General features: G+C 66.5%; 24 protein-coding genes and 2 tRNA genes. 23 read left to right on the top strand and 3 right to left on the bottom strand.

The features are described from left to right. The first annotated feature begins 23 nt into the window (after window positions 1-23). Both uvrB and L978_RS14630 read left to right on the top strand, forming a co-directional pair. A complete protein-coding gene (gene uvrB / locus L978_RS14635; protein ID WP_047524034.1) occupies window positions 24-2,096 on the top strand; it encodes an excinuclease ABC subunit UvrB in 2,073 nt (690 codons plus the stop codon). Between the two features lie 15 nt (window positions 2,097-2,111). Continuing rightward, a complete protein-coding gene (locus tag L978_RS14630) occupies window positions 2,112-2,462 on the top strand; it encodes a TfoX/Sxy family protein (protein WP_047524033.1) in 351 nt (116 codons plus the stop codon). Between the two features lie 2 nt (window positions 2,463-2,464). Here L978_RS14630 and L978_RS18615 read toward each other — a convergent pair whose 3' ends face one another. After that, entirely contained in the window at window positions 2,465-2,707 is a 243-nt protein-coding gene (locus L978_RS18615; RefSeq protein WP_081997077.1) for a hypothetical protein, read from the bottom strand. Between the two features lie 45 nt (window positions 2,708-2,752). Here L978_RS18615 and L978_RS14625 point away from each other — a divergent pair, with 45 nt between their 5' ends. From L978_RS14625 to L978_RS14575, 11 genes are all read left to right on the top strand, one after another. Next, window positions 2,753-3,196 carry a MarR family winged helix-turn-helix transcriptional regulator gene (locus L978_RS14625; protein ID WP_047524032.1) on the top strand — a complete coding sequence of 148 codons (444 nt, stop codon included), beginning with the start codon at window positions 2,753-2,755 and terminating at the stop codon, window positions 3,194-3,196. Window positions 3,197-3,293: 97 nt separating this feature from the next. Beyond that, window positions 3,294-6,182 (top strand): excinuclease ABC subunit UvrA, encoded by a 2,889-nt coding sequence (gene uvrA / locus L978_RS14620; protein ID WP_047524031.1) that lies wholly within the window; start codon window positions 3,294-3,296, stop codon window positions 6,180-6,182. Further along, window positions 6,182-8,089, top strand: a complete 1,908-nt coding sequence (gene uvrC, locus L978_RS14615; protein WP_047524030.1) for an excinuclease ABC subunit UvrC — start codon at window positions 6,182-6,184, stop codon at window positions 8,087-8,089. Before uvrA ends, uvrC begins: the two co-directional genes overlap by 1 nt. A 34-nt stretch (window positions 8,090-8,123) precedes the next feature. Beyond that, window positions 8,124-8,996 carry an RNase adapter RapZ gene (gene rapZ, locus L978_RS14610; RefSeq protein WP_047524029.1) on the top strand — a complete coding sequence of 291 codons (873 nt, stop codon included), beginning with the start codon at window positions 8,124-8,126 and terminating at the stop codon, window positions 8,994-8,996. 67 nt (window positions 8,997-9,063) lie between these two features. Continuing rightward, window positions 9,064-10,041, top strand: coding sequence for a DNA-binding protein WhiA (gene whiA / locus L978_RS14605; RefSeq protein ID WP_047524028.1), 978 nt, complete (start codon window positions 9,064-9,066; stop codon window positions 10,039-10,041). 185 nt (window positions 10,042-10,226) lie between these two features. Next, window positions 10,227-10,853: a superoxide dismutase gene (locus L978_RS14600; RefSeq protein ID WP_017830287.1), complete on the top strand. Its 627-nt coding sequence runs from the start codon at window positions 10,227-10,229 to the stop codon at window positions 10,851-10,853. Between the two features lie 116 nt (window positions 10,854-10,969). Continuing rightward, window positions 10,970-11,980 (top strand): type I glyceraldehyde-3-phosphate dehydrogenase, encoded by a 1,011-nt coding sequence (gene gap, locus L978_RS14595; protein WP_047524027.1) that lies wholly within the window; start codon window positions 10,970-10,972, stop codon window positions 11,978-11,980. Window positions 11,981-11,990: 10 nt separating this feature from the next. Continuing rightward, a complete protein-coding gene (locus L978_RS14590; RefSeq protein WP_047524026.1) occupies window positions 11,991-13,205 on the top strand; it encodes a phosphoglycerate kinase in 1,215 nt (404 codons plus the stop codon). Then, on the top strand, window positions 13,196-13,987 hold the full coding sequence (gene tpiA, locus L978_RS14585; RefSeq protein WP_047524025.1) for a triose-phosphate isomerase: 792 nt from the start codon (window positions 13,196-13,198) through the stop codon (window positions 13,985-13,987). The genes L978_RS14590 and tpiA overlap by 10 nt, the downstream gene beginning before the upstream one ends. An 81-nt stretch (window positions 13,988-14,068) precedes the next feature. Continuing rightward, window positions 14,069-14,317, top strand: coding sequence for a preprotein translocase subunit SecG (secG, locus tag L978_RS14580; protein ID WP_047524024.1), 249 nt, complete (start codon window positions 14,069-14,071; stop codon window positions 14,315-14,317). Next, window positions 14,317-14,670 carry an RNA polymerase-binding protein RbpA gene (locus L978_RS14575; RefSeq protein WP_017830291.1) on the top strand — a complete coding sequence of 118 codons (354 nt, stop codon included), beginning with the start codon at window positions 14,317-14,319 and terminating at the stop codon, window positions 14,668-14,670. Before secG ends, L978_RS14575 begins: the two co-directional genes overlap by 1 nt. A gap of 72 nt (window positions 14,671-14,742) precedes the next feature. On the opposite strand, the gene L978_RS14570 is transcribed toward L978_RS14575, so the two are convergent. Continuing rightward, the gene (locus L978_RS14570; protein WP_156118308.1) at window positions 14,743-15,969 is read right to left on the bottom strand and encodes a hypothetical protein; all 1,227 of its coding nucleotides are present in this window, start codon (window positions 15,967-15,969) and stop codon (window positions 14,743-14,745) included. Between the two features lie 123 nt (window positions 15,970-16,092). Continuing rightward, a tRNA-Gly gene (locus tag L978_RS14565) sits at window positions 16,093-16,163 on the bottom strand. 108 nt (window positions 16,164-16,271) lie between these two features. On the opposite strand from L978_RS14565, the gene L978_RS14560 reads away from it, so the two are divergent. From L978_RS14560 to clpX, 10 genes are all read left to right on the top strand, one after another. Continuing rightward, window positions 16,272-16,345 (top strand) — tRNA-Pro (locus L978_RS14560). 62 nt (window positions 16,346-16,407) lie between these two features. Continuing rightward, window positions 16,408-17,883 (top strand): trigger factor, encoded by a 1,476-nt coding sequence (gene tig, locus L978_RS14555; RefSeq protein WP_047524022.1) that lies wholly within the window; start codon window positions 16,408-16,410, stop codon window positions 17,881-17,883. Between the two features lie 68 nt (window positions 17,884-17,951). Further along, entirely contained in the window at window positions 17,952-18,449 is a 498-nt protein-coding gene (locus L978_RS14550; protein WP_047524021.1) for a tetratricopeptide repeat protein, read from the top strand. An 81-nt stretch (window positions 18,450-18,530) separates the two neighbouring features. Then, the gene (locus tag L978_RS14545) at window positions 18,531-19,127 is read left to right on the top strand and encodes an ATP-dependent Clp protease proteolytic subunit (RefSeq protein ID WP_017830295.1); all 597 of its coding nucleotides are present in this window, start codon (window positions 18,531-18,533) and stop codon (window positions 19,125-19,127) included. A gap of 20 nt (window positions 19,128-19,147) precedes the next feature. Continuing rightward, complete coding sequence (locus L978_RS14540) at window positions 19,148-19,789, top strand: ATP-dependent Clp protease proteolytic subunit (RefSeq protein ID WP_047524020.1); 642 nt, start codon at window positions 19,148-19,150, stop codon at window positions 19,787-19,789. Between the two features lie 156 nt (window positions 19,790-19,945). After that, on the top strand, window positions 19,946-20,881 hold the full coding sequence (locus L978_RS14535) for a sugar-binding transcriptional regulator (protein ID WP_047524019.1): 936 nt from the start codon (window positions 19,946-19,948) through the stop codon (window positions 20,879-20,881). Window positions 20,882-20,910: 29 nt separating this feature from the next. Then, window positions 20,911-21,879, top strand: coding sequence for a deoxyribose-phosphate aldolase (deoC, locus tag L978_RS14530; RefSeq protein ID WP_052193791.1), 969 nt, complete (start codon window positions 20,911-20,913; stop codon window positions 21,877-21,879). A 13-nt stretch (window positions 21,880-21,892) separates the two neighbouring features. Continuing rightward, the gene (locus tag L978_RS14525; RefSeq protein WP_047524017.1) at window positions 21,893-23,335 is read left to right on the top strand and encodes an aldehyde dehydrogenase family protein; all 1,443 of its coding nucleotides are present in this window, start codon (window positions 21,893-21,895) and stop codon (window positions 23,333-23,335) included. Then, a complete protein-coding gene (locus L978_RS14520) occupies window positions 23,332-24,183 on the top strand; it encodes an aldehyde dehydrogenase family protein (protein WP_047524016.1) in 852 nt (283 codons plus the stop codon). The genes L978_RS14525 and L978_RS14520 overlap by 4 nt, the downstream gene beginning before the upstream one ends. 169 nt (window positions 24,184-24,352) lie before the next feature. Further along, entirely contained in the window at window positions 24,353-25,621 is a 1,269-nt protein-coding gene (clpX, locus tag L978_RS14515) for an ATP-dependent Clp protease ATP-binding subunit ClpX (RefSeq protein ID WP_047524015.1), read from the top strand. Window positions 25,622-25,729: the final 108 nt, after the last annotated feature.

Here is a 25,729-nt window from a genome sequence, read left to right as displayed (position 1 = left end):
GAGGGGCGGCATACGCTGGAGTCATGCAACCCACGCGCAGCGTCCGCCCCTTCGAGGTCATCAGCGAGTACGCGCCGGCCGGAGACCAGCCGCAAGCGATCGCCGAGCTCGCGGCACGTATCAATGCGGGGGAGACCGACGTCGTGCTGCTCGGAGCGACGGGTACCGGAAAGTCGGCGACCACCGCGTGGCTCGTCGAGCAGGTGCAGCGTCCGACGCTCGTGCTGGCGCACAACAAGACCCTGGCCGCGCAGCTCGCGAACGAGTTCCGTGAGCTGATGCCGAACAACGCGGTCGAGTACTTCGTGTCCTACTACGACTACTACCAGCCCGAGGCCTATGTGCCGCAGACGGACACTTTCATCGAGAAGGACTCGTCGATCAACTCCGAAGTCGAGCGGCTCCGGCACTCGACGACGAACTCGCTGCTCAGCCGACGCGACGTCATCGTGGTCTCCACGGTCTCGTGCATCTACGGTCTCGGTGCGCCCGAAGAGTATCTCCGGGCGATGGTGGCGCTGCAGGTGGGGGAGCGTTATGACCGTGATGCACTCATCCGGCAGTTCATCGCCATGCAGTACAACCGCAACGACGTCGACTTCTCCCGCGGCAACTTCCGTGTCCGCGGCGACACGATCGAGATCATCCCCGTCTACGAAGAGCACGCCATCCGGATCGAGCTGTTCGGAGACGAGATCGAAGCGCTGTACTCACTCCACCCGCTCACCGGGGAGGTCATCGAGAAGCTCGACTCCGTGCCGATCTTCCCTGCCTCGCACTATGTGGCCGGAACCGATGTGATTCAGCGTTCGATCGGCACCATCGAGGCCGAGCTGGAGGAGCGTCTGGCGGAGTTCGAACGGCAGGGCAAGCTCCTCGAGGCGCAGCGCCTGCGCATGCGGACCACCTTCGACCTCGAGATGCTCCAGCAGCTGGGGTTCTGCTCGGGGATCGAGAACTACTCGAGGCACATGGACGGTCGCGAGCCGGGGGAGCCGCCGCACACGCTGCTCGACTTCTTCCCCGACGACTTCCTCATGGTGATCGATGAGTCGCATGTGACGGTGCCGCAGATCGGGGCGATGTACGAGGGAGATGCCTCCCGCAAGCGCACCCTCGTCGACCACGGGTTCCGACTCCCGAGCGCGATGGACAACCGTCCGCTGCGCTGGGACGAGTTCAAGAACAGGATCGGTCAGACCGTGTACCTGTCGGCCACCCCCGGCAAGTACGAGATGGGAATCGCTGACGGCGTCGTCGAGCAGATCATCCGTCCGACCGGGCTGGTGGATCCCCACATCGTGGTCAAGCCCTCGAAGGGGCAGATCGACGACCTGCTCGAAGAGATCCGCCTCCGTGTCGAGCGCGACGAGCGCGTGCTCGTGACCACCCTGACGAAGAAGATGGCCGAGGAGCTCACCGACTTCCTCGGCGAGCACGGTGTGCGGGTGCGCTACCTGCACTCCGACGTCGACACGTTACGTCGTGTGGAACTGCTCAGCGAGCTGCGGTCGGGGGTCTACGACGTGCTCGTGGGCATCAACCTGCTCCGAGAGGGTCTCGACCTTCCCGAGGTCTCGCTCGTGGCGATCCTCGACGCCGACAAGGAAGGCTTCCTCCGTTCGGGAACCTCACTGATCCAGACGATCGGGCGTGCCGCTCGTAACGTTTCGGGTGAGGTGCACATGTACGCCGACAAGATGACCGATTCTATGGCGAAGGCCATCGAGGAGACCGACCGTCGTCGCGAGAAGCAGATCGCGTACAACAAGGAGAACGGCATCGACCCACAGCCGCTTCGCAAGCGCATCGCGGACATCACCGAGGTGCTGGCACGCGAAGGTGCCGACACCGCAGAGATGTTGTCGGGTCGTGGTCGCGCGTCGGGCAAGGGCAAGTCGCCGACGCCGAACCTTCGCCGGACCGGCATCGCCGCCGAAGGGGCCCAGCAGCTCGAGGCCACGATCCAGGATCTCTCGGATCAGATGCTCGCGGCCGCATCCGAGCTGAAGTTCGAGCTCGCGGGGCGACTGCGCGACGAGGTGCAGGACCTCAAGAAAGAGCTTCGCGCGATGGAGCGCGCGGGACACGCGTAAGCGAGGCGGGGATCGATGGATGCAGCAGGAGACGAACTCGCCGACCGGATCAGGGCATTGTTGAGCGCCGACGTCGAGATCGAGGAGCGGCGCATGTTCGGCACGCGGGCCTTCCTCGACGACGGCCGCATCCTTTTGGGAGCGCGACCGGGCGGCGTCCTCCTGGTGCGGGTCGATGACGAGAGCGGGGCAACGCTGCTCACCCGACCGGGAGTCGCGCGCGCGGTGATGGGATCACGCACGATGAGCTCAGGCTGGCTCGACGTCGTGCCCGGTGTGATCGAAGACGACGACGAGCTGATGTTCTGGCTCGACGTCGCGCGGGAGTCGACAGGGTCAGCCGTGGCGACGCCGCAGACGGACTGACATCAGGGGCAGTGCACGAGCGGTTTCGGCCCGGAACGGTCGATCGTGTGCAGCGTCATGGGTGCCCCGCAGAGCGGACATGCCCGTTCGGCTCGTTCCGCAGGGCTGGGCGGAGGAGTCTTCTCGTACGGACCGACCGAGGCGGGGCCGGCGAACCGGATCAGGTTCGTGTTCACCCAGGAGTAGACGCCCCCTGCCTCGCGGATTCGCGTTCGGAGGGGCGGGCGGTCGGAGTCCTTTGCCATGTTGGTTAGTGTACTAATGATTAGCGCGGATGTATAGTTTCCCCTGTGACGGCGACCGATGACCTGCTCAAGTTGGAGAACCAGCTGTGCTTCGCGCTGGTGACCGCGGCGCGCAATGTCGTCGCCCTCTACCGACCGATCCTGGAGCCGTTGGGTCTCACGCATCCGCAGTACCTCGTGATGCTCGCGCTCTGGGAGAGGGCCCCGCGCACGTTGAATGAGCTGGCGGTCGACCTCGCACTCGAACCGGCCACGGCATCGCCTCTCGTCAAGCGGCTCGAAGCTGAGGGGCTTGTGGCCAGACAGCGCAGCACGGAGGACGAGAGACGTCTCGAGATCACGCTGACGACGGCGGGGGCGGCCCTGCGCGAGAAAGCCGTCGACGTCCCTCGTCGAGTCATGGCGGCGGTGGGCATGGACGTCGACGAGATCGCGGCACTCAGGGACGGCCTCAGCCCGTTCGCAGGGCGGCGTCTCGAGCTCGGCTGACTCGTCATCGCTTTCGCCTCGACCCGCGTCGGCGACGGAAGAGGTCGCGGGACGCTCCAGCGGAGCCGATGTCGGTGGCCCCTCGTAGACTTGTCGGGTGCCCATCGTCCCCGTTGCTTCCTCAGGAAAACTCAGTGTCCGCGGTGCCCGCGTCCACAATCTCAAGAACGTCGACATCGACATCCCACGCGACTCCCTGGTCGTGTTCACCGGCCTGTCCGGGTCGGGAAAGTCCAGTCTCGCGTTCGACACGATCTTCGCCGAGGGGCAGCGTCGCTATGTCGAATCGCTGAGCGCCTATGCGCGCCAGTTCCTCGGTCAGGTCGACCGTCCAGACGTCGACTTCATCGAGGGGCTGAGCCCGGCGGTCTCGATCGACCAGAAGTCCACCAACCGCAACCCGCGGTCGACCGTCGGCACCATCACCGAGATCTACGACTACATGCGTCTCCTCTGGGCGCGCATCGGCGTCCCGCACTGTCCCGAATGCGGTGAGCGGATCCAGCGTCAGACGGTGCAGCAGATCGCCGATCAGCTCATGGAGCTGCCCGAGCGCACCCGGTACCAGGTCGTCGCTCCGATCGTCTCGCAGAAGAAGGGCGAGTTCGTCGACCTGTTCCGCGAACTCGGTGCCAAGGGGTACTCCCGTGCGATCGTCGACGGGGAACTGATCCAGCTCGCTGAGCCGCCGACGCTCAAGAAGAGCTACAAGCACGACATCGCTGTGGTGGTCGACCGCCTCGTCGCTTCCGATGACATCCTCGGTCGCGTCACCGACTCCGTCGAGACCGCACTCGGGCTCGCCGGGGGAGTGGTGCAGATCAACTACGTCGACGGTGAGGGCGACGACGCGTGGCAGACGTTCTCCGAGAAGCTGGCGTGTCCGAACGGGCACGCGCTCACCCTCACCGAGATCGAGCCCCGCACGTTCTCTTTCAACGCGCCGTTCGGTGCCTGCCCCGCGTGCTCCGGCCTCGGCACCCGGATGTCCGTCGACGTCGACCTGATGCTCGGCGACGAAGACCTCTCGATCCGTGAGGGTGTCATCATCCCGTGGACCACCCAGGGCAAGGGTCTGTTCCAGTACTACGAGCGCCTTCTCGAGGGGCTCTCGCGTGACCTCGACTTCTCGTTGGACACGCCCTGGCGCGAGCTCCACTCCGATGTGCAGGACGCCGTGCTGCGGGGGGAGAACTACAAGGTCACCGTCAAGTGGAAGAACCGTTACGGGCGTGAGATGCGCTACGCCTCCGGTTTCGAGGGCGTGGTGCCCTACATCGAGAGGCAGTACCTGCAGGCGGAGTCGGACAACCAGCGCAACCGGTGGGGCGAATACCTCCGCGAGGTGCCGTGCCCGGTCTGCGACGGCGACCGGCTCAAGCCCGAGGTGCTCGCCGTCCAGGTCCACGGCCACTCGATCGCAGAGGTCTCGCACCTGAGCCTCGCCGACGCCCGCGCGTTCATGGAGACGCTGACCCTCACCGACCGCGAGGCGAAGATCGCTGCGCAGGTGCTGCGTGAGATCCGGCTTCGTCTCGACTTCCTGCTGCAGGTCGGGCTCTCGTACCTCAATCTCAGCCGCTCGGCGGGGTCGCTCTCGGGTGGTGAGGCGCAGCGCATCCGGTTGGCCACGCAGATCGGTTCCGGCCTCACCGGCGTGCTCTACGTGCTCGACGAGCCCTCCATCGGACTCCACCAGCGTGACAACCGTCGCCTGATCGAGACCCTGCTCACGCTGCGCGATCTCGGCAACACGCTCATCGTGGTGGAACACGACGAGGAGACGATCGAAGCGGCAGACTGGGTCGTCGACATCGGACCCGGTGCCGGCGTCAACGGCGGCGAAGTCGTGCATTCCGGCCCCTACTCGGCTCTGCTCAACGACAGCGCGTCGATGACGGGGGAGTATCTCTCCGGCCGCCGCGAGATCCCGATGCCGACGAAGCGTCGCAAGATCGACAAGAAGCGGATGCTGAGTGTCGTCGGTGCGCGGGCGAACAACCTCCGCAACGTCACAGCCGACTTCCCGTTGGGCGTGCTCACCGCGGTCACCGGCGTGAGCGGTTCCGGAAAGTCGTCGCTCGTCAACGACATCCTCTACCAGGTGCTCGCTTCTCGGTTGAACGGTGCCCGCACGGTTCCGGGAAAGCACACGCGCGTGACGGGACTCGACAACCTCGACAAGGTCGTGCACGTGGACCAGGCGCCGATCGGCCGCACCCCGCGATCGAACCCGGCGACGTACACCGGCGTCTTCGACCGCATCCGCACCCTGTTCAGCGAGACGCCCGAGGCGAAGGTCCGCGGGTATCTGCCCGGCCGCTTCAGCTTCAACGTCAAGGGCGGCCGCTGTGAGGCCTGTTCCGGCGACGGCACCATCAAGATCGAGATGAACTTCCTGCCCGACGTGTACGTCGACTGCGAGGTCTGCCACGGCAAGCGGTACAACCGCGACACCCTGGCGGTGCACTACAAGGGCAAGAACATCGCCGAGGTCCTCGAGATGCCGATCGAGGAGGCGGCGGAGTTCTTCGAGCCGATCCAGGCCATCCACCGCTACATGAAGACCCTCGTCGACGTCGGGCTCGGTTACGTGCGGTTGGGGCAGTCGGCGACGACGCTCTCGGGCGGGGAAGCGCAGCGTGTCAAACTCGCCACCGAGCTGCAGCGCCGGAGCAACGGACGCAGCATCTACGTGCTCGACGAACCGACCACGGGCCTGCACTTCGAAGACGTTCGCAAGCTTCTCGAGGTCCTCAACGGTCTGGTCGACAAGGGCAACACCGTGATCGTCATCGAGCACAACCTCGATGTCATCAAGTCCGCCGACTGGGTGATCGACCTCGGCCCCGAGGGCGGTTCCGGCGGCGGTCAGATCGTGGCCACGGGCACCCCGGAGCAGATCGCGCGTGTCGAGGAGAGCCACACCGGCCTGTTCCTCGGCGAGATCCTGGGTGAGGGGCGCGCTGCGCGGAAGGCCAGCTGATGGCCGACGTGCTGCCGTACAAGCCGCGCCCGGGGGAGATCCCGACCGACCCCGGTGTGTATCGCTTCCGGGATGCCGCCGGGCGCGTGCTCTACGTCGGCAAGGCGAAGAACCTGCGACAACGGCTCTCGAACTACTTTGCGCCCCTGCGGACGCTGCATGAGCGCACTCGACGGATGGTCACCACGGCGGCCTCCGTCGAGTGGACCGTCGTATCCACGGATGTCGACTCCCTGCAGCTCGAGTACATGTGGATCAAGGAGTTCGATCCACCCTTCAACGTGCGCTACAAGGACGACAAGTCCTACCCCTTCATGGCGGTCACGCTCGCGGACGAGGCACCTCGTGTGATCGTCACTCGAAACCGCAAGATTCCTGGAGCACGGTATTTCGGTCCGTTCCCGAAGGTCTGGGCGGTGCACGAGACGATCGATCTGATGATCAAGGCGTTTCCGATCCGTACCTGCAGCGACTCCAGCTACCGGCGCGCCATGCAGACGGGCAGACCCTGCTTCCCCGGACAGATCGGCAAGTGCGGTGGCCCGTGCTCGATGACGGTGAGCATCGAGGAGCATCGCGCGATGGTCGATGACTTCGTCGCATTCATGGCCGGCGGTGACGAGCGCTTCACCCGGGAACTCACGAAGCGGATGCTGGCTGCATCCGCGGCGATGGACTACGAGGCCGCGGCGAAGTACCGCGACAAGCTCTCCGCGATCGAGGCTGTGCTGGGGAAGAGCGCGCTCGTGCTGCCCGCGGACGAGGACGCGGATCTGTTCGGCATCGCGGAGGACGAGCTCTCCGCCGCGGTGCAGCACTTCGTGATCCGCGGCGGCCGAGTGCGGGGTGTGCGCGCGCTGACCATCGAGAAGGAGATCGACATCTCCAGCGGCGAGCTCGTCGAGCAGGTGCTGCAGCAGGCATACGGTGAAGCGCAGGACGTCCCTCGTCGCATCCTGGTTCCGACACTGCCCGACGACGCCGCGGAACTCGAGACATGGTTGCGCGAGCGACGCGGCAAGAGAGTCGAGATCGCCGTCGCCCAGCGCGGCCAGCGCGCCGACCTGATGCGCACGGCGACACTGAACGCGCAACAGGCGCTGATCCGGCACAAGACTCGACGCACGACGGACTACGTCGCCCGCACCCAGGCCCTCACCGACCTGCAGGAAGCGCTCGGCATGGACGAAGCCCCGCTGCGGATCGAGTGCTTCGACATCTCGCACCTCGGAGGGACGAATGTCGTCGCGTCGATGGTCGTCTTCGAAGACGGGCTGCCTCGCAAGGACCAGTACCGGTCGTTCAACATCGCCGAGACCACGGACGACACCGATTCGATGTACCAGGTGCTCCGTCGGCGGTTGGCCTATCTCGACCGTCCCGAAGAGGAGTCCGAGGTGGTCGACCCGACGACCGAAGAGGTCGTGTCCGAGGACGTCGGCGCAGCGACGGTGCGTCGCAAGCCCCGCTTCGCCTACCCACCCCAGCTTCTGCTGGTCGATGGCGGGCAGCCCCAGGTGGAGGCCGCAGCACGAGCACTCCGCGACGCGGGGCACACCGAGATCGCGGTCTGTGGAATCGCGAAGCGCCTCGAAGAGGTCTGGCTGCCCGGAGACGATTTCCCCGTCATCCTGCCTCGCACGAGTGAGGCCCTCTATCTGTTGCAACGACTGCGTGACGAGGCACACCGATTCGCGATCACGCATCAGCGCAAGAAACGGCGCAACGACATCAGTTCGGTGCTCGCAGAAGTCCCGGGACTCGGCAGTTCACGGATCAAGCTGCTGCTCAAGCATTTCGGCTCGGTGACCGCGCTCCGTGCGGCCGCCCCGGCGCAGATCGAAGAAGTCCAGGGAATCGGCCCCGTGCTCGCCCAGAACATCCACACGCACCTGTCCACTCGCTAGGCTGGAGTTCGAGGGGGAGAGGGAGCATTGAGTAATGGCTGACGAGGAAAAGGGCGAGTTCCTCATCGTCACAGGGATGTCCGGCGCGGGTCGGACCACCGTGGCGAACGCTTTGGAAGATCTCGGCTGGTACGTGGTCGACAACCTTCCGCCGCAGATCCTGCGCCCTCTGCTCGACTTGACCGACATGGGCGGCACCGCATTGCCGAAGGTCGCTGCCGTCGTCGATGTGCGCGGCCGCAATCTCTTCGACGACTTCCCGGGTGTGGCGCGTGCCCTGCGCTCGCGCGGCTCCGTGCGAGTCCTGTTCCTCGATGCGTCCGATGATGTGCTGGTGAGACGGTTCGAGTCCGTCCGACGCCCGCACCCGCTGCAGGGCGAAGGTACCCTGCTCGATGGCATCCGTGTCGAACGGACCCGGCTGGCCCCGATCCGCGAGGGCGCCGACATGGTGATCGACACGTCCACGCTGAACATCCATCAGCTGGCGACCCAGGTCTCGGACATCTTCTCGGAAGAGGGGGAAGCCCGTCACCGCGTCACCCTGCTGAGCTTCGGTTTCAAGTACGGGCTGCCGACCGACGTCGATATCGTCGCCGATATGCGGTTCCTGCCGAATCCGTTCTGGAATGAGGAGCTGCGCGGTCTCACCGGCCAGGACGAACGGGTCAGGGAGTACGTCCTCTCCCGCGAGGGTGCGACGGAGTTCCTGGATGCCTACTCGTCGGCGCTGGTGCCGGTGCTGGAGGGATACCAGCGCGAGAACAAGAGTCACTCGACGATCGCGATCGGCTGCACCGGGGGGAAGCACCGCTCGGTCGCGATGTCGGAAGAGCTTGCGCGCAGGCTCGCCGCCGTCCCGGGCGTCGCCGTGAGCGTCCGTCACCGGGACCTCGGCCGAGAGTAGCGAGCCTTCCGGCCGAGTAAGCTGGACGTTTGCGTCGCGATCCGACGCGTGAACGTGAAGGAGTGTCGTGGCACTAACCACCGACGTCAAGGCCGAGCTGGTCAGCATCCGCAACGCACCCCCGACGGTGCGGGTTGCGGAAGTCACCGCGATCCTCCGGTTCGCCGGTGGTCTGCATTCGATCGCCGGTCGCGTGGCCGTGGAGGCCGAGGTGGACGCTGAGACGCTCGCACGTCGCGTCGCGCGAGACCTCGCCGAGATCTACGGAGTGCGCCCCGAGATCGCGCAGGTGCAGTCGAGCACCGCGAACGACGGAGCGCGGTGGGCCGTCCGTGTGATCTCCCAGGGCGAGACCCTCGCGCGCCAGACCGGTCTCCTCGACCAGCGCCGTCGCCCCGTGCGCGGGCTTCCGAACCGCCTCACCACCGGCTCTCGCGCCGAGGTCGCCGGTCTCTGGCGCGGCGCGTTCCTGGCGGCGGGGTCCCTGAGCGAGCCCGGTCGGTCCGCGATGCTCGAGGTCGTCTGCCCCTCGTCGGAAGCGGCGATGGCACTCGTCGGCGCTGCCCACCGTCTCGGTGTCGCCGCCAAGGCGCGCGAAGTGCGGGGCATGCCTCGGGTCGTGGTGCGTGAGGGTGAGGCGATTCGCACGATCCTCAACGAGATGGGCGCGCAGAAGACCGCCATCGCATGGGAAGAGCTCCGTCAGCGACGCGAGGTCCGTGCCGGTGTCAACCGCCTGGTGAACTTCGACGACGCCAACCTGCGTCGGTCCGCCCAGGCTGCCGTGGCCGCGTGCGCGCGTGTCGAGCGGGCGTTGGAGATCCTGGCCGACGAGGTGCCCGATCACCTGAAGGTCGCCGGTGAGCTTCGTCTCGCGCACCGCGACGCCAGCCTCGACGAGCTCGGTCACCACGCCGATCCGCCCCTGACGAAGGATGCCGTCGCCGGCCGCATCCGTCGTCTGCTCGCGATGGCGGACAAGCGCGCGCAGCAGGAGGGCATCCCCGGGACGGAAGCCGCCGTCCCCGTCGGACTCGACGTCTGATCCGTATCCTTCGACGAAGACCCGCCGCCCACGATGAGGGCGCGGGTCTTCGTCATGTGGCGGAAGGTTCGAGGGCGCATCCGCGTTGTCGTCAGTAGGATGAATCACGTCCGCTCTACGCCGCACATCGGCGGCGCGGAGGATCGGCAAGCGCCGCGGCGCGGCGCGGATTGGATGAAAGCGATATGGCGACTTACACGCTCCCCGACCTTCCCTACGACTTCGCAGCGCTCGAGCCGCACATCAGCGGCAAGATCATGGAGCTGCACCACGACAAGCACCACGCGGCCTACGTCGCCGGCGCGAACACCGCTCTCGACCAGCTCGCCGAGGCCCGTGAGAGCGGCAACCTCGCGAACGTCAACAAGCTCGAGAAGGACCTCGCGTTCAACCTCGGTGGTCACGTGAACCACTCGATCTTCTGGACGAACCTGTCGCCGAACGGCGGGGGACAGCCCGAGGGTGAGCTGAAGGCCGCCATCGATGAGTACTTCGGCTCGTTCGAGAAGTTCCAGGCGCACTTCACGGCTGCCGCCACCGGCATCCAGGGTTCCGGATGGGCCGTGCTCAGCTGGGATTCGATCGGCTCGCGTCTGATCATCCAGCAGCTGTTCGACCAGCAGTCGAACACCGCGCAGGGCACGATTCCGCTGTTCCAGCTCGACATGTGGGAGCACGCGTTCTACCTCGACTACCTCAACGTCAAGGCGGACTACGTCAAGGCCGCGTGGAACATCGCGAACTGGGAGAACGTCGCCCAGCGTCTCGAGGTCGCCCGTAAGCAGACGAACGGCCTGCTGGTACTGTCGTAATCGGGTTGCGTCCCGGCGGGCCTCGGCTCGTCGGGACGCTCTCTCAGCCAAAAAACCCCCGCGCATCACGCATGCTGGAAAGTGGCGTGCTGCGCACGAGAAACAGGGAGACCTGAGTGTCTGTCAAGATCGGTATCAACGGCTTCGGCCGCATCGGACGCAACTACTTCCGCGCGGCTCTCGCGCAGGGAGCAGACCTTGAGATCGTCGCCGTCAACGACCTCACCGACAACAAGACCCTGGCGCACCTGCTGAAGTACGACTCGGTCGGTGGCGTCCTCGACGCCGAGATCAGCTACGACGACGACAGCATCACCGTCAACGGCAAGACCATCAAGGCCTTCGCCGAGCGCGACCCCGCCGGTCTTCCGTGGGGTGAGCTGGGCGTCGACATCGTCATCGAGTCGACCGGCTTCTTCACCAAGGCCGAACTCGCCAAGAAGCACATCGAGGCCGGCGCGAAGAAGGTCCTCATCTCGGCTCCGGGTACCGGTGTCGACGGCACGTTCGTGATGGGCGTGAACGAGGACACGTACAACCCGGAGACGGACCACATCATCTCCAACGCGTCGTGCACCACGAACTGCCTCGCGCCGCTGGCACAGGTCTTCAACGACGCGTTCGGCATCGACCGCGGCTTCATGATGACCGCGCACGCGTACACCGCAGACCAGAACCTGCAGGACGGCCCGCACAGCGACCTCCGTCGTGCACGCGCCGCCGCGATCAACATCACGCCCGCGTCGACCGGCGCTGCCAAGGCGATCGGCGAGGTGCTCCCGGAACTCCAGGGCAAGCTCAGCGGCTCGTCCTACCGCGTCCCGGTTCCCACCGGCTCGATCGTCGACCTCACCCTCATCACAGACCGCGAGAACCTGACGGTCGACGAGGTCAACGAGGCCTACAAGAAGGCTGCGGCCGAGGGTCGCCTCGCGGGCTTCCTCCAGTACAACGAGGACCCGATCGTCTCGAGCGACATCGTGCACAACCCGCACTCGTCGATCTTCGACTCCACCCTCACCAACGTCAGCGGAAACCTGATCAAGGTGTCCAGCTGGTACGACAACGAGTGGGGTTACTCCAACCGTCTGGTCGACCTGACCGAGTACGTGGCCGAGCGCCTCTAAACTCAGAAACATGACTCTGCGCACCCTGGACACTCTGGGGTCGCTCGAGGGCAAGCGTGTCATCGTCCGTTGTGATCTCAACGTCCCCCTGCGGGATGGGATCATCACGGACGATGGCCGTGTCCGCGCCTCGCTGCCGACCCTCAACACACTGATCAACGCGGGCGCCCGCGTCATCGTGTGCTCCCACCTCGGACGCCCGGACGGCGCGCCCGACCCGCAGTACAGCCTGGAGCCGGTGGCGCAACGCCTCTCCGAACTCCTCGGCTCCCCGGTCGCGTTCGCACGCGACACGGTCGGCGAGTCGGCGACGGATGCCGTCGAGTCGCTCGAGGACGGTGGAGTCGTCGTCATCGAGAACCTGCGGTTCAACCCGGGGGAGACCTCGAAGGATGAGGCGACGCGTGCGGCCTTCGCGGCAGAGCTCGCGAAGCTCGGCGACGTGCTCGTCTCCGACGGGTTCGGGGTGGTGCACCGCAAGCAGGCGAGCGTCTACGAACTCGCCGAGTTGCTGCCTTCCGCTGCCGGTCTGCTGATCGCAGCCGAGCTCGATGTGCTGGACCGTCTGACCGAGAATCCGGAGCGTCCCTACGCGGTCGTGCTCGGAGGCTCGAAGGTCAGCGACAAGCTCGGCGTCATCTCGCATCTGCTTCCGCGGGTCGACAAGATCCTCGTCGGTGGCGGGATGCTGTTCACCTTCCTCAAGGCACAGGGCCACGCCGTGGCATCGAGCCTCCTGGAGGAGGACCAGCTCGACACCGTGCGCGGCTACATCGCCGAGGCCGCCGAGCGCGGTGTGGAGCTCGTGCTCCCCACCGACGTCGTCGTCGCCGCGTCCTTCGGCGCGGACGCCGCACACGAGGTCGCTGCGGCCGACGCGATCGAATCCACGCCGTTCGGCGCCTCGGGCATCGGCCTGGACATCGGTCCCGAGACGGCTGCGCGATTCGCCGAGGTGATCCGCGGCTCGAAGACGGTGTTCTGGAACGGCCCGATGGGCGTGTTCGAGTTCCCCGCCTTCGCAGCGGGGACCAAGGCCGTCGCGCAGGCGCTCACCGAGGTCGACGGTCTCAGTGTCGTCGGCGGGGGCGACTCCGCTGCCGCGGTGCGTCAGCTGGGCTTCTCCGATGAACAGTTCGGTCATATCTCGACCGGCGGCGGCGCGAGCCTCGAATTCCTCGAGGGCAAGAAACTACCTGGGCTGGAGGTCCTCGGATGGGCGTGAACTCCCGTACCCCGCTGATCGCGGGAAACTGGAAGATGAATCTCGACCACCTTCAGGCGGTCGCGTTCGTGCAGAAGCTGCACTGGACGTTGAAGGATGCGAAGCACGAAGACGGGTCCGTCGAGGTGGCGGTCTTCCCGCCCTTCACGGACATCCGCAGCGTGCAGACGCTCATCGATGCGGACAAGATCCCCTTCGCTCTCGGCGCGCAGGATGTCTCGGCGCACGACTCCGGGGCGTACACCGGCGAGGTGTCGGGCGCATTCCTGGCGAAGCTCGACGCGAAGTACGTCATCATCGGCCACTCCGAGCGTCGCGAGTACCACTCCGAAGGCGACGACGTCGTGGCGGCCAAGGTGCAGGCTTCCCTCAAGCATGGCCTCGTTCCGGTGATCTGCGTCGGTGAGACGGCAGAGGACCTCGAGAAGTTCGGTGCGAGCGCGGTTCCCGCCGGTCAGCTCGAGGCCGCACTCCAGGGCGTCTCGGCGCAGGCGGACATCGTCGTGGCGTACGAGCCGGTGTGGGCCATCGGCTCCGGTCAGGCGGCGACTCCGCAGCAGGCGCAGGATGTCTGCGCCGCGCTGCGGGGGGTCATCGCGAAGGTTCTGGGCGACGAGGCCGCCGCGCGCACGCGGATCCTCTACGGCGGATCCGTGAAGGCGGCGAACATCGCCAGCTTCATGCGTGAGCCCGATGTGGACGGCGCTCTCGTCGGCGGGGCGAGCCTCGTCGTGGACGAGTTCGCGGCGATCATCCGCTTCGAGAAGCACGTCGGCGTGTGAGTGCAGCGGGGCTGCGGCCCCGCTGCACCGTATACTTGACCGTTACGGGGGCGCTCCGGCCCCATCGAAAGGCTCTTTCTCGTGGCAATTCTTGAGTTCGTCCTGCAGGTCGTGCTGGGTATCACCAGCGTCCTGCTGACCCTCCTCATCCTCTTGCACAAAGGTCGCGGCGGTGGCTTGTCCGACATGTTCGGCGGCGGCATGACGTCTGCTGTCGGCTCCTCCGGACTTGCGGAGCGGAACCTGAACCGCTTCACCGTCGTCCTGGCTCTGACGTGGTTCATCTCCATCGTCGCGCTGGGCCTCATCACGAAATTCGAGGTCATCTGATGGCTACCGGTGGAAACGCGATCCGCGGCACCCGCGTGGGCTCCGGCCCGATGGGGGAGCAGGACCACGGTTATCACGCCGACCGCATCGCGGTCTCGTACTGGGACGGGCTCGGCAACGAGACCGTGCGCTACTTCGCGGCCGGCCTCCCGGAAGAGGAGATCCCGGAGACGATCGACCACCCGCAGTCCGGTCTGCCTGCCGGACGCGACAAGGAGAATCCGCCCGCGCTCGCGAAGGCGGAGCCGTATAAGACGCACCTCGCGTACGTGAAGGAACGTCGTACAGACGAGGAAGCGGTCCAGCTGCTCGACGACGCGCTCACGCAGCTGCGTGAGCGTCGGGGTCAGTGACCTCGACCTGACATCGAAGAAGCCGCCGCGATCACTCGCGGCGGCTTCTCTCGTCTCGCCCGGGTGCGGGGCTCAGCGGCACCCGGCAGCGGCGTCGATGTACTCCTGCGGCGGGTAGCCGTATGCCCAGACTCCGTTGGCGTCATCGGTGTATCCCATGCTGATCGCCCAGGCGGTCGCCCACTTCTCGATGCTGTCCTGCGTGGAGGCGTCGTACATGTCCTCACATTTCACGCTGATCGCGTGGCCCACCTCGTGTGCGACGAGCGCTTTGCTCCGCTCGGCGGGCCACTGCTCGGCGACCGAGTTCGACAACTCGATGATCGCGCGATCCGGGTCGTCCCACCACCACGTCGTGTAGCCGCCCATGCTGCCGTTGTACCCCGCGCCGTTCACCACGGGAGCCCAGTCGAACTCCAACAGGACCCCGGGGGCGAGTGACCGCGCGAAGGCCTCGATCTCCAGTCTCGCGTTCTGCAGGGGCCCCGCCTTCTCCGCCAGTTCTTGGGCCTCGGTGGCAACGACCTCGGCGGCGGCTCCCTGCAGGGACAGGTACGTCGTCGCCGCAGCGGCGTCCAGGGTGGTCGTCGCGGCGGCGTCTGCAGCGGCGTCCCGCAACGCGATCACGGCATCGTTCCTCGCGGAGAGATGCGCCTTCTCGAAGCCGGCGGCGGCCTCGCCCGCTGTCGCGAGAAGGGCCACCCCGCTCCGGGAGACACCATCACCAGCGGTGGCGATCTCGGTCGTCACCGTGCGCAGATCGTCGGAGAGGCGGCTTGTCGATGCCAGGTGCTGCTCCAGAAGCGTCGTCGCTCCGAAGAGCTCCCAGAACCACACCGGCTTCTCGCCGGATGAGGGAACCTCGATCGCCACGATCTCCTCGGCGGAGACGGCGACGATCTCCGCTTCCTCGGACGCTGTTGTCAGCGCGGCCCCCAGCTCCGCGTCCACGGCGACAGCCGGCTGCTCGACGGAGAGGATCTGTTCCGCCGCATCGGTGACATCGCGCAGTTCGGTGATGTCGCTGCGAACCTCCGTCTTCGCCGTGGACGCCGTCTCCGCGGCCTCGGCGTACCGCGATGCGGCGTTGTCGTAGCCGAGGTTCGCAGCCACCTGCGTGATCGAGAGAGCGGCGATCACCGCGACACCGCCGACCAGTCCCAGGATCAGCCCACGGCGGTTCTTCCGCTGTGCGGGAGGGGAGAGGGGAGGCGGGGTGGACCAGAACGCGACGGGTAGTCGATGCTCGCCGGAAGAAGGCATCGGCGTGTCGAGAGGTGGCGGGGTCGGGATTGTCACATCGTGCCCGTTCGGTGGGGCCTTCCGGCCGGTGGCTGCCTGCATCGATGCTGTCAGCGTATTCGACTGTCGGGCGGAGAGACGAGAAGGCCCCCACCGCGGGGTGGGGGCCTTCTGGAGCGGAGGGGCTGACGGGAATCGAACCCGCATCATTAGTTTGGAAGACTAAGGCTTTACCACTAAGCTACAGCCCCGGATCCGAGACTCCGGAAGTCTCGGTACCGACTCAACGACTATACCGGACTCTGGCGCATGCTCCGGTCCGTTAGACTCGGTGGGGCTGAATCTGCGTGCGGATTCCCCGGGGCGTAGCTCAGCTTGGTAGAGCGCCCGCTTTGGGAGCGGGAGGTCGCAGGTTCAACTCCTGTCGCCCCGACACGGCCCCACGGACCTTACAGCCGCGATACCGCGCGGAAATCACAAGGAGAACACACCAGCATGGCGAACAGCACCGTCGAGAAGCTGACCCCGACCCGGGTCAAGCTCACCATCACGGTCACCCCGGACGACCTCAAGCCCAGCATCGCGCACGCCTATGAGCACATCGCTCAGGACGTGCAGATCCCCGGCTTCCGCAAGGGCAAGGTTCCGGCGCCCATCATCGATCAGCGCATCGGCCGCGGTGCCGTCATCGAGCACGCGGTGAACGAGGGCCTGGACAAGTTCTTCCGCGACGCCACGGTCGAGCACAAGCTGCGTGTCGTCGGTCGTCCCGCGGCGGACATCACCCAGTGGCCGAGCGAGAAGGACTTCTCGGGCGATCTGCTCGTCGACATCGAGGTGGACGTCCGTCCGGAGATCGAGCTCCCCTCCTACGACGGCATCACGGTGACCGTCGACGCCGTCGAGGCGGATGACGCTGCGCTCGACGCTGAGCTCGACAACATGCGTGCCCGCTTCGGCACGCTCGTCCCGGTCGACCGTCCGGCCACGAAGGGTGACTTCGTGGACCTCGACCTCGTCGCCACCATCGACGGCGCCGAGATCGACCGCGCCGAGGGCGTCTCCTACGAGATCGGCTCCGGCGAGCTGCTCGAGGGCATCGACGACGCGATCGAGTCCCTCACCGCGGGTGAGGACACCACGTTCCGCTCGGCTCTCGTCGGCGGCGACCACGCCGGCTCCGAGGCCGAGGTCTCCGTGACGGTCAAGGCCGTCAAGGAGCGCGAGCTGCCCGAGGCGGACGACGACTTCGCTCAGATCGCGAGCGAGTTCGACACGATCGCGGAACTCCGCGAGAGCCTCGCCGAGCGTGTCGCTCAGCAGGGCGTCTTCACGCAGGGCTCCGCGGCGCGCGACAAGCTCGTCGAGGTGCTTCTCGAGCAGATCGAGATCCCGGTTCCGCCGCAGCTCATCGAAGACGAGGTCCACAACCACCTCGAGGGCGAAGGCCGTCTCGAGGACGACGTGCACCGTGCCGAGGTCACCGAGGCGAGCGAGAAGCAGTTCCGCACGCAGGTGCTGCTCGACACGATCGCCGAGCAGGCCGACGTGCAGGTCTCGCAGGAGGAGCTCAGCCAGTACCTCATCCAGTCGGCTGCGCAGTACGGCATGGCGCCGCAGGAGTTCGTCGAGGCTCTGCAGTCCTCGAACCAGCTCCCCGCGCTCGTCGGTGAGGTCGCCCGCAACAAGGCCCTCGCGATCGCGCTCGGCAAGGTGAAGGTCGTCGACAGCAACGGCAAGGCCGTCGACCTGTCCGACTTCATCGTGACCGATGACGAGGCCGCTGAGGCTGAGGCTGAGACCGCCGAGGCCGAGGAGAAGCCCGCCAAGAAGGCCCCGGCCAAGAAGCCGGCCGCCAAGAAGGCTCCGGCCAAGAAGGCCGACGAGGCTGACGACGCCGAGAAGCCGGCCGCCAAGAAGCCGGCTGCCAAGAAGGCTCCGGCCAAGAAGGCTGCCGACAAGGCCGAGTGATCGACACGATCCAGTGAAGAGGGCGGATGCTGCGGCATCCGCCCTCTTTTCCTATCGAGGGGACAACCATGACGAAGAGCTGGGACGAGCGCGTGGATGAAGTGTGGGCGCAGGCCTCCGGCGAGGAGGTCGGCGCCGACACGATCGCGCGCATCGACGCACTGGCCGCGGAGTGCGGACCCGATGACGCCCGTGCGGAGTTCGAACGGGCCGGTGCCCGCGACTCTGCGGGCTTGCCGGCCGAAGCGGTCGCGCTGTATCGACGGGCTCTCACTTTGGGGCTCGACGAGGAGCACCGTCCGCAGTGCGTGATCCAGTTGGCGAGTTCGCTGCGGAACCTCGGTGAGTACGACGACGCCCTCGCCGTCATCCGCGCGGAGGAGGAACGGTCGGCCGACGGTCCGTACCGCGATGCCGTCGCCACGGTGCACGCGCTCATCCTCGCGAGCGCGGGTCGGCCGGCACAGGGCCTTTCCGTGGCGTTGCTCGCCCTGGTGCCCCACCTTCCGCGTTACCACCGGTCGATGACGGCATACGCCCTCGAGATCGCTGACGCCGACACCTGATATGCCGACGGCGAACACGGCCTGGGTGCCGCGCCTGCGCCGGTAGATTCGAATCACTGAAACACGGAATCAGGAGCTGACATGGCTGCAGAACCCCTCCTCGCAACGAGCGTCTTCGACAGGTTGCTGAAGGACCGCATCATCTGGCTCGGCTCGGAGGTGCGAGACGAGAACGCGAACGAGATCTGCGCGAAGATCCTTCTTCTCGCCGCAGAGGACTCCGAGCGAGACATCTACCTCTACGTGAACTCGCCCGGTGGCTCGATCACCGCCGGCATGGCGATCTACGACACGATGCAGTTCGTGCCGAACGACATCGTCACGGTCGGAATCGGTATGGCCGCATCGATGGGGCAGCTGCTCCTCACCGCGGGCACCAAGGGCAAGCGCTACATCACACCGAACGCGCGTGTGCTGCTTCACCAGCCGCACGGTGGCTTCGGCGGGACGTCGAGTGACATCCAGACCCAGGCGCAGCTCATCATGTCGATGAAGAACCGTCTCGCGGAGATCACCGCGGCCCAGACCGGCAAGTCGGTCGAGCAGATCAACGCCGATGGTGACCGCGACCGCTGGTTCACCGCCGAGGAAGCGCTGGAATACGGCTTCGTCGACCACATCCGCGAATCGGCCTCCGACGTCATCGGCGGCGGCGGAACCGACCAGGACACCGAGTAACGGAAAGCGAAAGGACGCTCATGTACACACCCACCTTCCGCTCATCCGGTGACCTGCCCTCCAGCCGCTACGTGCTCCCGCAGTTCGAGGAGCGCACCGCCTACGGCTTCAAGCGTCAGGACCCGTACAACAAGCTGTTCGAAGACCGCGTGATCTTCCTCGGCGTGCAGGTCGACGATGCGTCTGCCGACGATGTGATGGCTCAGCTCCTCGTCCTGGAGAGCCAGGACTCCGAGCGCGACATCACGATGTACATCAACTCGCCCGGTGGCTCGTTCACCGCGATGACGGCGATCTACGACACGATGCAGTACGTCGCGCCGCAGATCCAGACCGTGGTCCTCGGGCAGGCGGCCTCGGCGGCCGCCGTGCTGCTCGCGGCCGGTGCGCCGGGCAAGCGACTCGCGCTTCCGAACGCTCGCGTGCTCATCCACCAGCCCGCGATGGGCGAAGCCGGTCACGGACAGGCTTCCGACATCGAGATCCAGGCCGCGGAGATCCTCCGCATGCGGACCTGGCTCGAGGAGACCCTGGCCGGGCACACGAACCGCACCCCGGAGCAGGTGAACCGCGACATCGATCGCGACAACATCCTCTCCGCCACGCAGGCACTCGAGTACGGCATCGTCGACCAGGTGCTCACCACGCGCAAGCGCGTCTGAGCGTCTCAGACATCGAAAGGACGCCCGTCGGATCTGACGGGCGTCCTTTCGTCGTCTCCGGCGGATGTGCAACCTCCTTCGCTCGATCTGCGCATATGAGCGCACAGGTGCGCGTACGCAGTATTGGGCCTACCCTGGAGGAGGAAGGAGGATGCCGTGGAAGAAGATCTGCTCATGGTCCGCGTCGCCGAGCTGTACTACGACGAGGACAAGACCCAGGACGAGATCGGCGGACTTCTCAAGATCTCCCGCTGGAAGGTCGGTCGTCTGCTCACTCAGGCGAGGGAACGTGGAATCGTGCGTATCGAGATCGTGCATCCTCGGGCCCGGCGCCTCGGCCTCGAACGGCTCCTCGTCGAGAGGTTCGGACTGACGGACGCCGTCGTCGTTCCTTCGCCGGAGGGTGACGACGGGACGCTGGAGCGCGTCGCGCAAGCCGCGGCCGACTTCCTCACCGCTCTGCGACCGGTTCCCCGCACCCTCGGCGTGAGCTGGGGTCGCACCCTGCGCGCCGTCGCAGAGGCCCTCCCCGACGGGTGGGCCAACGGTGTGACCGTGGTGCAGCTCAATGGGGGAGTGAGCCTGAACCGCCGTTCCGGTGGCGCCGCGGGGCTGGCCGTCACGATCGCCCAGCGGGCCTCGGGTCAGGTATCGCTGCTCCCCAGTCCCGCCATCCTCGAGCGAGTCGAGACCAAGCAGGCCATCGAGTCGGACCGCACGGTCGCGGCCGTGCTCGAAGAGGCTGCGGAGGCGCAGGCGTTCCTCTTCACCGCAGGCCCCTGCGATGCCTCGTCCGCCCATGTCGAGAACGGATACCTCCGTGCGGAGGACGTGGAGGAACTCGCACGCCGAGGCGCGGTCGGCGACGTTCTCGGCCGTTACGTCGACGCGGAGGGCAACATCGTCGACTCGCAACTCGACGCCCGGACGGTCGGCGTCTCGCTCGACCGTCTTCGCGGAGCCACCCATGCGATCTTCGTGACGGCGGGTCCCGCCAAGCACGACATCGCACGTACAGTCGTGACCAGTGGCCTGTGCGGCGTTCTGGTGACCGATGAGACCACAGCACGAGCATTGTTGGAGGAACAGTGACGACCAAAGAACTCAGCCGCAGGGCGGCGGTGGATGTTCTCGGCGCCGAGCCGGACGACGCCACTCTCCGGCGCTTCCTGCACGGACTTCCGGGAGTGGATGCCGTCGGTCTGGAACAGCGCGCAGCCGGACTCGGCACGCGTTCGATCAAGACCACGTCGAAGGCCTGGGCGCTCGACACCATCATCAAGCTGATCGACCTCACGACGCTGGAGGGAGCGGACACCCCCGGCAAGGTGCGCTCGCTCGTCGCCAAGGCGAAGACCCCCGATGCCGCCGATCCGTCGACACCGCGCGTTGCTGCGGTCTGCGTCTACGGCGACATGGTCGGCGACGCGGTGAGCGCGCTCGGCGGTCTGCACGGCGACCCCGACGACGGTCTGATCTCGGTCGCGGCGGTGGCCACGGCATTCCCGAGTGGGCGCTCGTCGCTCGCGATCAAGCTCGCCGACACCGCTGAGGCGGTCGCCGCCGGCGCTGACGAGATCGACATGGTCATCGACCGCGGGGCGTTCCTCTCCGGCCGCTACGGGCTCGTGTTCGACCAGATCGCCCAGGTCAAGGAAGCCTGCCGGCGCGAGGACGGCTCGTACGCCTCTCTCAAGGTGATCCTCGAGACCGGTGAGCTGAACACGTACGACAACATCAAGCGCGCGTCCTGGCTCGGCATCCTTGCGGGCGGCGACTTCATCAAGACCTCGACCGGCAAGGTCCAGCCTGCCGCGACGCTCCCCACGACGCTGCTCATGCTCGAGACCGTCCGTGATTGGTATCGCGGGACCGGGGAGAAGATCGGTGTGAAGCCCGCCGGTGGCATCCGCTCCTCGAAGGACGCGGTGAAGTACCTGGTCACCGTCGCCGAGACGGTGGGCGAGGAGTGGCTGCAGCCGCACCTCTTCCGTTTCGGGGCCTCCAGCCTCCTCAACGACGTTCTCCTGCAACGTCAGAAGCTCACTTCCGGCCACTACTCGGGCCCCGACTACGTCACGATCGACTGACGGGAAGACGAACATGTCATTTCTGGAATACGCTCCGGCACCGGAGTCCACCGCGATCCTGAACCTCAAGGACAGCTACGGTCTGTTCATCGACGGCGAGTTCGTCGACGGCTCCGGTTCGTCCTTCTCGACGATCTCGCCGTCGAGCGAGAAGCACATCGCCGAGATCGCCTCCGCCAGCGACGAGGACGTCGACCGTGCGGTCGCCGCCGCGCGCCGTGCCTATGACAAGACGTGGTCGAAGATGAGCGGACGCGACCGCGGGAAGTACCTCTTCCGCATCGCCCGCCTCGTGCAGGAGCGCGCCCGTGAACTCGCGGTCGCCGAGAGCCTCGACAACGGAAAGCCGATCAAGGAGAGCCGCGACGTCGACGTGCCCCTCGTCGCCTCCTGGTTCTTCTACTACGCAGGGTGGGCAGACAAGCTCGATCACGCCGGACTCGGTGCGAACCCGCGCGCGCTCGGCGTCGCCGGACAGATCATCCCGTGGAACTTCCCCCTGCTGATGCTCGCGTGGAAGATCGCGCCCGCTCTCGCGGCCGGGAACACCGTCGTGCTCAAGCCCGCCGAGACCACCCCGCTGACGGCGCTCCTCTTCGCGGAGATCCTGCAGCAGGCCGACCTTCCGGCCGGTGTCGTGAACATCGTGACCGGGGCCGGCGCGACCGGATCGACGCTGGTGCGCCACCCCGACGTGGACAAGGTCGCCTTCACCGGTTCCACGGGGGTCGGTCGTGACATCGCCCGGGCCGTGGCAGGAACCGCCAAGAAGGTCACCCTGGAGCTCGGCGGCAAGGCGGCGAACATCGTGTTCGACGACGCGCCGATCGACCAGGCCGTCGAGGGCATCGTGAACGGCATCTTCTTCAATCAGGGCCATGTGTGCTGTGCCGGAAGCCGTCTGCTGGTCCAGGAGTCGATCCACGACGAGGTCGTCGACCGACTCAAGACTCGCCTGTCGACACTGCGGCTGGGGGACCCCCTCGACAAGAACACCGACATCGGTGCGATCAACTCCGCCGCGCAGCTCGCGCGGATCCGCGAGCTCAGCGACATCGGTGAGGCGGAGGGCGCGGAGCGGTGGACCGCTGACTGCGCCATCCCCGAACAGGGGTTCTGGTTCGCTCCGACGATCTTCACCGGGGTCGAGGCGTCGCACCGCATCGCCCGCGATGAGGTCTTCGGCCCTGTGCTGTCGGTGCTGACCTTCCGCACCCCGGCGGAGGCGATCGCGAAGGCGAACAACACGCCGTACGGCCTCTCCGCTGGCATCTGGTCGGACAAGGGATCGCGCATCCTCGCGGTGGCCGATCGACTGCGCGCCGGTGTGATCTGGGCCAACACGTTCAACCGATTCGATCCGTCGAGCCCGTTCGGCGGTTACAAGGAATCCGGGTACGGCCGCGAGGGCGGACGTCAGGGACTCACCGCCTACCTCAAGGGAGCCGCAGCATGAGCAAGCGTCTGACCGTTCCGAAGACGTACAAGCTGGCGATCGGCGGCGCCTTCCCGCGCAGCGAGTCCGGACGCACCTACGAGGTGCTCTCACCCAAGGGCGCGTTCCTCGCGAACGCCGCCAAGGGGTCACGCAAGGACGCCCGCGATGCCGTGGTCGCCGCGCGTGCCGCGGTGAAGGGCTGGTCGGGTGCGACCGCCTACAACCGCGGGCAGGTGCTGTACCGCGTCGCCGAGGTGCTCGAAGGCCGCAGGGCGCAGTTCATCGACGAGATCGTGGCGCAGGAGGGGGCTTCGTCGTCCGCTGCTGCCGCTCAGGTCGACGAGGCGATCGATCTGTGGGTCTGGTACGCCGGATGGTGCGACAAGTACGCCCAGGTGGCGGGCAATGCGAACCCGGTGTCCGGTCCGTACTTCAACATCTCCGTAGCGGAACCGACCGGTGTGGTGGCCATCGTCGCCCCGCAGGACTCGTCGTTGCTCGGGTTGGTCTCGGTCGTCGCGCCTGCTCTGGTCGCGGGCAACACCGTCGTGGTCGTTGCGAGTGAGCAGCACCCGCTGTCGGCCATCAGCCTCGCGGAGGTTCTGGCCACGAGCGACGTCCCCGGCGGCGTCGTCAACGTGCTCACCGGTTCGCCGGCCGAGATCGCCCCGTGGCTCGCCTCGCATCAGGACGTGAACGCCCTCGATCTGGCCGGCGCGGGCGACCTCGACTGGGTCGACATGCAGATCGCCGCCGCCGACACGCTCAAGCGCGTGCTCACCCCGGGGGAAGTGGTCGCCTCCCCGGAGCGGATCGGTGCCTTCACCGAGGTGAAGACCGTCTGGCACACCAAGAGCATGGTCTGATCCGCGTCCGCGGATCTCTCCGAATGCTGCGGCGTCTCGCCCGGTGCGCACCGGGCGAGGCGCCGCAACGTCGTCCGGCTTCCGACGTGTCCGCGCCAATGCGGCCCTGTGTCACATGCAGCGGTTAGGCTCGAAGGACGATCTCTGATCCCCCCATAGGAGGACGCGCATGGCACGCATCGGTGAAAGCGCTGACCTGTTCAAATGCTCTTTCTGCGGAAAGAGTCAGAAGCAGGTCCAGCAGCTCATCGCCGGCCCCGGCGTGTACATCTGCGACGAGTGCGTCGAGCTGTGCAACGAGATCATCGAGGAGCGGATGGCGGAGTCGTCCGCCGACGGGGCAGCGGAATTCGAGTTGCCCAAGCCTCGTGAGATCTTCTCCTTCCTCGAGGAGTACGTCGTCGGCCAGGAGCCCGCGAAGCGCGCTCTCTCGGTCGCGGTCTACAACCACTACAAGCGCGTCCGCGCGCACGGCACACTTCAGACGGCGGAGCAGCGCGCCGAAGAGGTCGAGATCGCGAAGAGCAACATCCTCCTCATCGGCCCGACGGGCTGCGGGAAGACCTATCTCGCGCAGACGCTCGCCAAGCGCCTCAACGTTCCCTTCGCCGTCGCGGATGCCACGGCGCTGACCGAGGCCGGCTATGTCGGTGAAGACGTCGAGAACATCCTGCTCAAGCTCATCCAGGCCGCCGACTACGACGTCAAGCGCGCCGAACAAGGCATCATCTACATCGACGAGGTCGACAAGATCGCCCGCAAGGCGGAGAACCCGTCGATCACGCGTGATGTCTCGGGCGAGGGTGTGCAGCAGGCACTGCTCAAGATCATCGAGGGCACGGTCGCCTCGGTGCCCCCGCAGGGCGGACGCAAGCATCCGCATCAGGAGTTCCTGCAGATCGACACGTCGAACGTCCTGTTCATCGTCGCGGGAGCCTTCGCCGGCCTGGAAGACATCGTGTCGGCGCGGGTCGGCAAGCACGGCATCGGCTTCGGCGCCCCGTTGCATGACAAGGGCAAAGACCTCGATCTTTTCAGCGAAGTGCTCCCGGAAGACCTGCACAAGTTCGGCCTGATCCCCGAGTTCATCGGGCGTCTCCCCGTCGTCACGAACGTCTCGCCCCTCGACCAGGACGCCCTGATCGACATCCTCACGGGGCCTCGCAATGCGCTGGTGAAGCAGTACCAGCGCATGTTCGAGATCGACGGTGTGCAGCTCGAGTTCGAAGAGGACGCACTGCGATCGATCGCCGACCTCGCCGTGGAGCGCAAGACCGGCGCGCGTGGCCTCCGCGCGATCCTCGAGGATGTCCTCGGACCCATCATGTTCGAGATCCCGTCGGCGGAAGACGTCGCCAAGGTCATCGTGACTCGGGCGGCTGTCGAAGAGGGCGCGCCGCCGACCATCGTGATGGAGCGCAAGCGCAAGAGCGCGTGAACAGACGCCCGGCGCCCTGGACGACGCCGTCGAGCGAGACCATCGTCGAGGACCGATGATGCCATCCTCGTCGAGGCGTATCGGCATGGCGCGGGGATCGTCGCGATA

The sequence above is a fragment of the Microbacterium sp. ZOR0019 genome (genome assembly GCF_000800925.1).
GTDB lineage: Bacteria > Actinomycetota > Actinomycetes > Actinomycetales > Microbacteriaceae > Microbacterium > Microbacterium aurugineum.
The sequence above is the reverse complement of the archived record's forward strand: the minus strand, read 5'-3'. Positions and strand labels throughout refer to the sequence as shown.